Source organism: Pseudomonas sp. R1-43-08 (assembly GCF_003852255.1).
GTDB lineage: Bacteria > Pseudomonadota > Gammaproteobacteria > Pseudomonadales > Pseudomonadaceae > Aquipseudomonas.
Genome location: NZ_CP027734.1, coordinates 2,744,330 through 2,755,241 on the forward strand (window position 1 = coordinate 2,744,330; position 10,912 = coordinate 2,755,241).

The window sequence follows — 10,912 nt, forward strand, 5'->3', positions numbered from 1 at the left end:
CGGGCGGCTAGCCCTTGCTCGCGAAAAACTCACAGGCACCGCGTTCATTCAGAAAGCACGCGTTATCGTTGACGTTTTTCGCGAGCAAGCTCGCTCCTACAGACGGTGGTGTACGCTTAACTGACTGGCATCCAACAAGGCTTGAGATCAGGCGAGATCAACCAACACAATCTCGCTGTCTTCAATCGCCGTCACCCGCAACACCTGCTCATCCGCAACCGCTACCCCGTCTCGAGCCTGCGCACGCAAGCCGTTGACTTCAATCGTCCCCGTTGCCGGCACCAGATACGCCCGGCGCCCGCTGTCCAGCCGATACTCGGCACTTTCCCCAGCCTTCAGATTGGCCGCCACCAGGCGTGCATCGGCACGAATGCGCAGGCTTTGCGTGTCTCCGGCCTTGCCGCTGGCCAGGGTCACGAAGCCTTCGCGCGCACCCTGCGGGAACGGCCTGGCGCCCCAGGAGGGCGGCAGGCCGGCCTCATTCGGGATGATCCAGATCTGGAAGATCTTGGTCGGCGTGGCTTCCAAGTTGTATTCGCTGTGAGCGATCCCGGTGCCAGCGCTCATCACCTGTACGTCGCCAGCCTCGGTACGGCCCTTGTTGCCCAGGTTGTCGGCATGACTGATCGCGCCTTCACGCACGTAGGTGATGATTTCCATGTCGCGGTGTGCGTGCTGCGGGAAGCCGCTGCCCGGCGCGATGATGTCGTCGTTCCACACCCGCAGGTTGCCCCAGTGCATACGCTCGGGGTCATGGTATTCGGCAAATGAAAAGTGATGATGGGCGTCGAGCCAGCCATGGTGGGCGCCGCCCAGGGTGTTGAAGGGTCGAAGTTCAAGCATGATCGTCTCCTGTGGATAGCCCTATGGTCCATCAGTGCATGATCGATAAAAAGCGTAAAAAATGCCTAATTCCTATCTGTTTATTTGATGTTTATCTCAGGTATCAACTTTCACTTCATCGCCTAACTGCATGAGATCAAAGCATTTGGCTGGAACTGAGCGGCAATTCCGGCGACCATGGCGCACTGTAAAAACCTAGCTCATCGCAGGAGTCCGCGTGCCGCACCCACAGCCTGATCTGCCCCCTGAACTGCGCCCCCTGGCTGAAATGCCGCTACTGAAACGGCTTGCCGCGCGCCTGTTCGGCCACGGCCTCACGCGTTTGCGCGCTCAGCACCGGTTTTCGTGGTTGCATGGCCAGGCCGACGGTTTTCGCAGCGGGCATGAAGCCGGGGTGGAATATGGTTACCGCGAGGGCAAGGCGGACGGGTTGGAGGAGGGCCGGCAAGTCCTGCTGATCCGCGATTTCCGGTCCGATGAACCCCGTGCGCCAGGCATTGATGACAGTTTGTTCGATGACTGGCGATTGCCGCTCACGGCTGACATAAAAAAGCGCATCAAGGCCGACGTCGCACGTTTGCTGCCGGCACACGCCCAGCCCAGTGCGGCGCAGTGGAAGATGATCTTCAGCGATACGCCGTCCACTTCGGTGATTGCCGGTGCCGGTGCGGGCAAGTCGACCTCTCTGGTGCTGCGCATCCTGCTGCTCACCTATTACCTGGGCTTCGAGTTGAGTTCGATGACCGTGGTGACCTTTACTCGCGAATCGCGCAAAGACTTCATCCAAAAGCTCATGCACATTCTCAGCTTATGGGGCCAACCCCTTGACCATAAAGAGGCCCAGGCGGTGGTGCGCACCTTTCACTCACGCATCCTGCCGATGGTGCGCAGCCTGCCGGGCTTTGAGCGACTGCAAGCCTTCGAGAACCTCAGCGCCGGGTTCGAGGATGCCGACAGCAACCCGTTCGACCTGCGCATAAACGACGCCCAGCGCCAGCAGATGAACGCGTGTTACCACCGCTTGCACGGCCGCCATGCGCGTTTTCGCGAGTTGATCGCACCGCTGGCACGCCATGGGCTGCAGCTTAAGGAACTGGAGCGTGATCATCCCGATGTGCAGAAGCGCGTGGCGGTCACGGAATTGGCGGCCAAGCGTGACGAAGAACTCTGTGATGTCATCGAGGACCTGTGGTTTCGTGCTGGCGCCTGGCCCATCAAGGGCATCGAACCGAGCCGGCAAACGTTCGAAATCAATGGCGCGCAGTTTCATTGCCATGGCTATATCCCTGAACTGGACGCCTGGGTAGTGCTGGGCTTCGATTCGCGGGAAAACCCCCAGATCAGCCGGCCAAATGCCAAGCTATCCGTGCGCGCAGAGTGGGCGGTAAAGCGCACGCTGTTTCAAGCTTTCTGTCGTAAACCATTGATATGGATAGAAAGCTATGACTCTTCAAAACGATTGTTAAGTGGCCTGGCGGGCGATGCCACGGCCGGGCCCGGGTTTGATTACAAGGTCAAGGGCGAGCTTGCCTCGGCGCCGCTCCTGGACAGCTTTGTCATGGCCGCCGGCTTTATCGAGAACCTCGGGTTGGATGTGCCCACCGCCGTGGGCCGGATGAGCTTCGCCAAAGACGATCCGGACCGCTTGTTCTTCGAGGCCCTGGGTATTTTCTGGAAAGCCCTGGAAGACCACTTGCTTGAGCAATCGCCGCCGATCATGACCTACAACCGCATGTTTTCGTTGTTTGGCGAAAACACCCCGGAGAACCTCAAGCTGCTCAGCGACGCGCTGCTGCGGCCGATGTCGCACCTGATGATCGACGAGTTCCAGGACGTGTCACCGCAGATCGTCTCGTGGATCCGCGCCAGCCTGCGTGAGATCCGCAGCCGTGGCCCGGCCATGCACGTGGGTCGCGGGGCGCAGCGTTCATCGTTGCTGTGCGTAGGGGATGACTGGCAGTCCATCTATGGCTGGCGCGGTAGCTCGCCCAAGTACTTCATGGAATTCAACAAGGAGTTCACCTCGCCGAGCACCACCCGCGTCATGCTGAGTGAGAATTACCGTAGCCACCAACACATCATCGACGCTGCCGAGCACATCGTACGCAGTGCCCCGGCCATTCCCGGCAAGAAGGCGAAGGCCGCTGGCGAGCCCAGGCCCTTGGTGCCCGTGGTGGTGCTGGAGCGCGACGACGCGGCGTTGGCCCGGCAGTTGAGCGAGCACTATCAGCGGGGCGATACAGTATTAATGTTGTATCGAAAAAGCAGCGATAAACTGTTGATACAAGAGCATATTCAGGCAGTAGTTAATCTGGATTCGAGTTTGCCACCGCAGGCGCGCAGGCTGAAACAGCTGACCTACCACAGCGCCAAGGGCCTGCAGGCGGATGCGGTGTTTCTACTCGGGGACTGCCAACACCTGACCAGCTCGCCTTACAAGAACCAGGTCTACCGCATGGCGGGCCTGGGCTGGGACGGCGACAGCGAGGCGTACGACAACGCCCAAAAAGACGAAGTGCTGCGCCTGGCCTACGTCGGCATCACTCGCGCGGTCAGCCACTGTTATTGGTATGTGGAAAAGGCGGAAGGCCAGGCGGTGAATGTGCCAAAGGCGTCGGAGCGGGTGGACGGCAAGAAAGTGTTTTTCGACGATCAGCGCGGTTAATCGGCATGAAGGCGATCTAAATGTGGGAGGGGGCTTGCCCCCGATTGCGGTGTCATTCGACCTTGTAATGACTGACCCAACGCTATCGGGGGCAAGCCCCCTCCCACAGTTGGATCTCACTGGTTTGGGGCAATCGTTCAGGCCCGCAACGACAGAGGCGGCACAAAACACTCCAGCTCAGCCTCCACCGCCTCGATGATGCGCTCCACGTCAGCGGCGTTCATCACCGTAGCGCAGGGAATGCCAGCGATCGCGATCAGCGTCTCGCCGCTGGCCCGGTCGAACAGGCGGGCAACCATGCTGCCGGGGGCGTCCATGCTCCCTTCGAAGCCCATCGGATGAAAATGCCAGCGCATCAGTTGACAGGCGTTGGGGAATGTCACTTTGTTCATGTTGCCTACCTTGTTCATTGAGCGCTTCCTTTAGCTCGCGGCAGGGGCCAGGACCTTCACTAGTCATGGCATCGAACCCTCAAAATAGCATTCGTTCGCAAGCACGGCGCGACTTTTTCAGGCCCGTTCGGCGGTTCTTTGAACGGACATTGACCTGGATCATGTCCCAAACCCCAGGGTGTCCAGGTCATGCCCCAATGTGTGGATAAACAACGAGCGTATGTCCCGGTAAAAAGGGGACAGCGGAGTCTATTACTTACAAGTAGTGGCTCTTTAATGTCGCTAATGACACCGTGACAATATATTGGATCCATTAAATACGGCGCTCAACTAGAGCGGCTTATGGGTATTTAATATTTAAATATCACTTTGGGCTATTTGGTCGTTCAAATACATCCGTCCCCAACAAACGCGGCGCGCGACTTCTCCAAGTTGCCTGCGGGTCAGCTTTTCGCTGCTGAAATATGTGTAGACGAAAGATTTCAAATTGTGTCAGTTTTCTTACGCCTTCAAAAGAGGTGAGTGATAGGACTATCCTCGCCCGCGAGGTTCCTATCGAACAAAGACTGATGCACTTGCAAACAAGGAAGTACGTTTATGTCAAAAGTAAAAGACAAGGCTATTGTATCTGCCGCGCAAGCCAGCACTGCTTACTCGCAAATCGATAGCTTCAGCCATTTGTATGACCGTGGCGGCAACCTGACGGTCAATGGCAAACCGTCCTACAGCGTGGACCAGGCAGCGACCCAGCTGCTGCGGGATGGCGCCGCCTACCGGGACTTTGATGGCAACGGCAAGATCGATCTGACCTACACCTTCCTCACCTCGGCATCCTCGAGCACCATGAACAAACATGGCATCTCGGGCTTCAGCCAATTCAACGCCCAGCAGAAAGCACAGGCCGCACTGGCCATGCAATCCTGGTCGGATGTTGCCAACGTGACCTTTACCGAAAAGGCTTCCGGCGGTGACGCACATATGACCTTCGGCAACTACAGCGGCGGCCAGGATGGCGCGGCGGCTTTCGCCTACCTGCCCGGCACCGGTGCAGGCTACGACGGCACCTCGTGGTACCTGACCAACAACAGCTACACGCCGAACAAGACCCCGGACCTGAACAACTATGGCCGGCAGACCCTGACTCACGAAATCGGCCACACCCTGGGCCTGGCTCACCCTGGCGACTACAACGCCGGGAATGGCAACCCGACCTATAACGACGCGACCTATGGACAGGACACGCGTGGCTATAGCGTCATGAGTTACTGGAGCGAGAGCAACACCAACCAGAACTTCAGCAAAGGCGGAGTGGAGGCTTACGCTTCCGGTCCGCTGATCGACGATATTGCCGCGATCCAGAAGCTCTACGGTGCCAACCTCAATACCCGCGCCGGTGACACCACCTACGGTTTCAACTCCAACACCGGGCGTGATTTCCTCAGCGCCACATCCAATGCCGACAAGCTGGTGTTCTCGGTATGGGACGGTGGTGGCAATGACACCCTGGACTTCTCCGGCTTCACGCAAAACCAGAAGATCAACCTCAATGCAACCTCGTTCTCCGATGTCGGCGGCTTGGTGGGCAACGTTTCCATCGCCAAGGGCGTGACGGTCGAGAACGCCTTCGGTGGCGCGGGCAACGACCTGATCATTGGTAACCAGGCCGCCAACCTCATCAAGGGCGGGGCCGGCAACGACCTCATCTACGGTGGTGGCGGTGCGGACCAACTGTGGGGCGGCGCCGGCAGCGACACCTTTGTGTTCGGTGCCGTGTCCGATTCCAAACAAGGGGCGGCGGACAAGATCTTTGACTTCACCTCAGGTTCGGACAAGATCGACCTGTCCGGTATCACCAAAGGCGCGGGCGTGAGCTTCGTCAACGCGTTTACCGGGCATGCCGGCGACGCGGTGCTGTCCTACGCATCAGGTACTAACCTGGGTACGTTGGCCGTTGACTTCTCCGGGCACGGCGTGGCGGATTTCCTCGTCACCACCGTTGGCCAGGCGGCTGCCAGCGACATCGTGGCGTGATGTAAAGCGCGGCGCTCCGGCGCCGCGTTCCAGGATGGAGCCAGGCAATGCAGCGTTTTTCCAAAGGGGTCACCCTATTGATCGTGTCGGCAGGAGCCCATGCAATGGCGAGCAGTCTTGTTTTACCCACTACCGCACAGTTGGCGGGGCATTGGCAGTTGCACCAGGATGACCAGGTGTGTGCGCTGGACCTGCTCGAACAGCCCAACAGCCTGGGGGGCGATGTGGCGTGTGTCGCACAATGGCTGGGCGATAAACCGCTGACGTGGTCGCCGACGCCGGACGGTATCTGGCTGATGAATGCCGAAGGCAGTGGCATTACGCACTTGAATCGTCAGAAGGAAGGCGAATATCAGGCCCGCACTAAATCTGGAGCCGTTGTGGTGCTGCAACGTACACCTTAGTTTCAGGTTATAAGCTTATAACTTCATTTGTTAGTTGGCCGCCCGCTATTCAGGGGTAGGGCAACTAGTGCGTGTACTTTGGGTTCATGGAAGATAAGAAGATATGGCCAAGCCCCATACCGTTGCGCCCTTGTTCAAGGCGCTGGGTGAATACAAGAGCATCTTGATCAGCGTTGGCTGTTTTACCGCGTTGATTAACCTGTTGATGCTGGTGCCCTCGATTTACATGCTGCAAGTGTACGACCGCGTGCTGTCCTCCCAGAATGAAACCACCCTGGTGATGTTGACGTTGATGGTCGTGGGATTCTTTGCCTTTATAGGCCTGCTGGAAGTTATCCGCAGTTTTATCGTGATCCGCATCGGCGCCCAGTTGGAGCGGCGGTTCAACTTGCGCGTGTACAAAGCCGCATTCGAACGCAACCTGCAACGCGGCCAGGGACACGCCGGGCAGTCCCTGGGCGACTTGACCCATATTCGCCAGTTCATCACCGGGCCCGCGTTATTCGCATTTTTCGATGCGCCGTGGTTTCCCATCTACCTGTTTGTGATTTTCCTGTTCAACCTGTGGCTCGGCGTGTTGGCCACGGCCGGCGCGGTGCTGTTGATTGCACTGGCCTGCCTCAACGAATACCTGACCAAAAAGCCCCTGGGCGAAGCCAGCGGTTATTCCCAACAGTCGACTCAGTTGGCCACCAGCCATTTGCACAATGCCGAAACCATCCAGGCCATGGGCATGCTCGGCGCGCTGCGCCAGCGCTGGTTCGCGGTGCATTCGCAGTTCCTCGGCTTGCAGAACAAGGCCAGCGACACCGGCTCGGTGATCACCTCCCTTAGCAAATCCCTGCGCCTTTGCCTGCAATCCTTGGTGCTGGGCCTCGGTGCGCTGCTGGTGATCAAGGGCGAGATGACCGCCGGGATGATGATCGCCGGCTCCATCCTGATGGGCCGGGTACTCAGCCCCATCGACCAGTTGATCGCGGTGTGGAAGCAGTGGAGCTCGGCCAAGCTGGCCTACCAGCGCCTCGACGAGCTGCTGCGCGAATTCCCGCCGCAGGCCGAGCAGATGGCCTTGCCGGCGCCCAACGGCCAGGTGAGCTTCGAACAAGTCAGCGCCGGCCCGCCGGGTCGGCGCCTGGCGACCCTGCACCACGTCAACTTCAACCTCGGCGCCGGTGAAGTGCTGGGCGTGCTCGGCGCCTCGGGTTCCGGTAAATCCACCCTGGCCCGCGTGCTGGTAGGCGTGTGGCCGACGCTGGCCGGCACCGTGCGCCTGGACGGCGCGGATATTCACCGCTGGGACCGCGACGACCTCGGCCCGCATATCGGCTACTTGCCCCAGGACATCGAACTGTTCAGCGGCAGCATCGCCGACAACATCGCGCGCTTTCGCCAGGCCGACCCGCAGCTTGTGGTCAAGGCGGCGCAACAGGCCGGGGTGCACGAGTTGATCCTGCGCCTGCCCCAAGGCTACGACACCCTGCTGGGCGACAATGGCAGTGGCCTGTCCGGCGGGCAGAAGCAACGCGTGGCCCTGGCCCGCGCACTGTATGGCGGCCCGCGGCTGATCGTGTTGGATGAGCCCAACTCCAATCTCGACACCGTTGGCGAAGCGGCGTTGGCCAGCGCCATTGTGCAGATGAAGGCCCAGGGCAGCAGCGTGGTGCTGGTGACGCACCGTTCCTCCGCATTGGCCCAGGCTGACAAGTTGCTGATCCTCAACGAAGGTCAATTGCAGGCCTTCGGACCCAGCCAGGAAGTGCTGCGCGCGTTGTCCGGGCAGCAAGAGGCACCGAAGGAAAAACCCGGCGGTAGGAGCGAGCTTGCTCGCGAAAGTCGTCAACGATGACGCGCTCCGATTGGATACACACGGTGCCTGTGGGTTTTTCGCGAGCAAGCTCGCTCCTACATGTTTTGCGTCAAGCAGTAAGGATACTTGCATGATTTACGAACAACACGACGCACGTTTCTTCGTCCGCATGGGCTGGCTGCTGACCGTGGTCGGCGCCGGTGGTTTTTTCCTCTGGGCCAGCCTGGCGCCGCTGGACCAAGGCATCCCGGTGCAGGGCACGGTGGTGGTGTCGGGCAAGCGCAAGGCCGTGCAAACCCTCAGCCCCGGCGTGGTCAGCCGGATTCTGGTGCGCGAAGGCGAGGCCGTGAAGCAGGGCCAGCCGCTGTTTCGCCTCGACCAGACCCAGCACCAGGCCGACGTGCAGTCGCTGCAAGCCCAGTACCGCATGGCCTGGGCCAGCGCCGCGCGCTGGCAGAGCGAACGTGACAACCTGCCGGGCGTGCGCTTTCCGGCCGAACTGAGCGCCAACCCCGACCCGGCCCTGGCGCTGGTACTCGAAGGCCAACGCCAACTGTTCAGCAGTCGGCGCGAAGCCTTTGCCCGTGAGCAGGCCGGCATCCGTGCAAGCATCGACGGCGCCACGTCGCAGTTGGGCGGCATGCGCCGCGCCCGCACTGACCTGAGCGCCCAGGCGCAATCCCTGCGTGAGCAACTGAGCAACCTGCAACCCCTGGCCGATAACGGCTACATCCCGCGCAACCGCCTGATGGACTACCAGCGCCAGTTGTCCCAGGTGCAGCAGGACCTGGCGCAAAACGCCGGCGAGACTGGCCGCGTCGAGCAGGGCATTGTCGAGTCGCGCCTCAAATTGCAGCAGCACAGCGAGGAATATCAGAAGGAAGTGCGCAGCCAACTGGCCGATGCGCAACTGCGCAGCCTGACCCTGGAGCAGCAACTGACCTCCGCCGGGTTCGACCTGCAGCACAGCGAAATCAACGCGCCGGCCGATGGCATCGCGGTCAACCTCAGCGTACACACCGAAGGCGCCGTGGTGCGGGCTGGTGAAACTCTGCTGGAGATCGTGCCCCAGGGCACGCGCCTGGAAGTGGAAGGGCACTTGCCGGTGCACCTGGTGGACAAGGTCGGCACGCACCTGCCGGTGGACATCCTCTTCACCGCCTTCAACCAGAGCCGCACTCCGCGCGTGCCGGGGGAGGTGAGCCTGATTTCCGCCGACCAGATGCTCGATGAAAAGACCGGCGCCCCCTATTACGTGCTGCGCACCACGGTCAGCGAGGCGGCGCTGGAAAAACTCCACGGCCTGGTGATCAAGCCGGGCATGCCCGCCGAGATGTTCGTGCGCACCGGCGAGCGCTCGTTGCTCAATTACCTGTTCAAGCCGCTGCTCGACCGCGCCGGCTCCGCGTTGACCGAGGAATGAGCATGAAACCTGTGTTCATCGCCTTGCTGTTCAGCTGTGCCAGCGCGCACGCCGCCATGGGCCCGTTCGATGTGTACGAGCAAGCCCTGCGCAATGACCCGGTGTTCCTCGGCGCGATCAAGGAGCGCGACGCCGGCCTGGAAAATCGCACCATCGGCCGCGCCGGCTTGTTGCCCAAGCTGTCGTACAACTACAACAAGGGCCGCAACAATTCCGAAGCGCACCTGCCCGATGGGCGGGGTGGCAGCTATCGCGACGACCGCAACTACAACAGCTACGGCTCCACCTTCAGCCTGCAACAGCCGCTGTTCGACTACGAAGCCTATGCCAACTACCGCAAAGGCGTGGCCCAAGCGCTGTTTGCCGATGAGAGCTTTCGCGACAAGAGCCAGGCGCTGCTGGTGCGGGTGTTGAGCTACTACACCCAGGCGCTGTTCGCCCAGGACCAGATCGACATCGCCCGCGCCAAGAAAAAAGCCTTCGAGCAACAGTTCCAGCAGAACCAACACCTGTTCCAGCAAGGCGAGGGCACCCGCACCGATATTCTCGAAGCCGAATCACGCTATGAGCTGGCCACCGCCGAAGAGATCCAGGCCCTGGATGAGCAGGATGCGTCCCTGCGCGAGCTGGGCGCGCTGATCGGCGTGCAAAGCGTCAACATCAACGACCTGGCACCGCTGAACCAGGGCTTTGCCGCCTTCACCCTGACCCCAGCCAACTATGACACCTGGCATGAGCTGGCGATCAGCAACAACCCGACGCTCGCCTCCCAGCGCCAGGCCCTGGAAGTGGCGCGCTATGAAGTCGAACGCAACCGCGCCGGGCATTTGCCCAAGGTCACTGCGTACGCCAGTTCGCGCAAGCAGGAGTCCGACAGCGGCAACACTTACAACCAGCGCTACGACACCAACACCATCGGCGTCGAAGTCAGCGTGCCGCTGTATGCCGGTGGCGGCATCTCGGCGTCCACGCGCCAGGCCAGCCGCGCCATGGAACAGGCCGAGTACGAGCTGGAAGGCAAGACCCGCGAAACCCTGATCGAACTGCGCCGCCAGTTCAGCGCGTGCCTGTCCGGGGTGAGCAAGCTGCGCGCCTATCAAAAAGCGCTGACTTCCGCCGAGGCGCTGGTGGTGTCGACCAAGCACAGCATCCTCGGCGGCGAGCGGGTCAACCTCGATGCATTGAATGCCGAGCAGCAGCTTTACAGCACCCGCCGCGACCTAGCCCAGGCGCGGTACGACTACCTGATGGCCTGGACCAAATTGCACTACTACGCGGGCAACTTGCGTGACACCGACCTGGCCAAGGTGGATGAAGCCTTCGGCCCGGAGAGAAAGCTGTAGGCGC

General features: G+C 60.7%; 8 protein-coding genes. 6 read left to right on the forward strand and 2 right to left on the reverse strand.

Features of this window, described 5'->3' with window-relative positions:
• Window positions 1-147: 147 nt before the first annotated feature.
• Complete coding sequence (locus C4J87_RS12475; RefSeq protein ID WP_124362832.1) at window positions 148-843, reverse strand: pirin family protein; 696 nt, start codon at window positions 841-843, stop codon at window positions 148-150.
• 217 nt (window positions 844-1,060) lie between these two features.
• On the opposite strand from C4J87_RS12475, the gene C4J87_RS12480 reads away from it, so the two are divergent.
• The gene (locus C4J87_RS12480; protein ID WP_124367026.1) at window positions 1,061-3,508 is read left to right on the forward strand and encodes a UvrD-helicase domain-containing protein; all 2,448 of its coding nucleotides are present in this window, start codon (window positions 1,061-1,063) and stop codon (window positions 3,506-3,508) included.
• A gap of 137 nt (window positions 3,509-3,645) precedes the next feature.
• Here the strand turns inward: C4J87_RS12480 and C4J87_RS12485 are convergent, their stop codons facing one another.
• Window positions 3,646-3,918 (reverse strand): DUF1652 domain-containing protein, encoded by a 273-nt coding sequence (locus C4J87_RS12485; protein WP_124367027.1) that lies wholly within the window; start codon window positions 3,916-3,918, stop codon window positions 3,646-3,648.
• A 579-nt stretch (window positions 3,919-4,497) separates the two neighbouring features.
• Between C4J87_RS12485 and C4J87_RS12490 the strand changes: the two genes are divergently transcribed.
• The 5 genes from C4J87_RS12490 to C4J87_RS12510 all read left to right on the forward strand — a co-directional run bounded on the left by C4J87_RS12490 (window position 4,498) and on the right by C4J87_RS12510 (window position 10,908).
• Complete coding sequence (locus C4J87_RS12490; protein ID WP_124367028.1) at window positions 4,498-5,931, forward strand: serralysin family metalloprotease; 1,434 nt, start codon at window positions 4,498-4,500, stop codon at window positions 5,929-5,931.
• 47 nt (window positions 5,932-5,978) lie between these two features.
• The gene (locus C4J87_RS12495; protein WP_124367029.1) at window positions 5,979-6,335 is read left to right on the forward strand and encodes a protease inhibitor Inh/omp19 family protein; all 357 of its coding nucleotides are present in this window, start codon (window positions 5,979-5,981) and stop codon (window positions 6,333-6,335) included.
• 103 nt (window positions 6,336-6,438) lie between these two features.
• Window positions 6,439-8,181, forward strand: a complete 1,743-nt coding sequence (locus C4J87_RS12500; protein WP_124367030.1) for a type I secretion system permease/ATPase — start codon at window positions 6,439-6,441, stop codon at window positions 8,179-8,181.
• A 91-nt stretch (window positions 8,182-8,272) separates the two neighbouring features.
• Window positions 8,273-9,565, forward strand: a complete 1,293-nt coding sequence (locus C4J87_RS12505; protein ID WP_124367031.1) for an HlyD family type I secretion periplasmic adaptor subunit — start codon at window positions 8,273-8,275, stop codon at window positions 9,563-9,565.
• Between the two features lie 2 nt (window positions 9,566-9,567).
• On the forward strand, window positions 9,568-10,908 hold the full coding sequence (locus tag C4J87_RS12510; protein WP_124367032.1) for a TolC family outer membrane protein: 1,341 nt from the start codon (window positions 9,568-9,570) through the stop codon (window positions 10,906-10,908).
• Window positions 10,909-10,912: the final 4 nt, after the last annotated feature.

Coding starts and splice junctions, on each gene's coding strand:
- C4J87_RS12475 (WP_124362832.1), bottom strand. CDS start 843: ATGCTTGAACTTCGACCCTTCAACACCCTGGGCGGCGCCCACCATGGC.
- C4J87_RS12485 (WP_124367027.1), bottom strand. CDS start 3,918: ATGAACAAGGTAGGCAACATGAACAAAGTGACATTCCCCAACGCCTGT.
- C4J87_RS12490 (WP_124367028.1), top strand. CDS start 4,498: ATGTCAAAAGTAAAAGACAAGGCTATTGTATCTGCCGCGCAAGCCAGC.
- C4J87_RS12495 (WP_124367029.1), top strand. CDS start 5,979: ATGCAGCGTTTTTCCAAAGGGGTCACCCTATTGATCGTGTCGGCAGGA.
- C4J87_RS12500 (WP_124367030.1), top strand. CDS start 6,439: ATGGCCAAGCCCCATACCGTTGCGCCCTTGTTCAAGGCGCTGGGTGAA.
- C4J87_RS12505 (WP_124367031.1), top strand. CDS start 8,273: ATGATTTACGAACAACACGACGCACGTTTCTTCGTCCGCATGGGCTGG.
- C4J87_RS12510 (WP_124367032.1), top strand. CDS start 9,568: ATGAAACCTGTGTTCATCGCCTTGCTGTTCAGCTGTGCCAGCGCGCAC.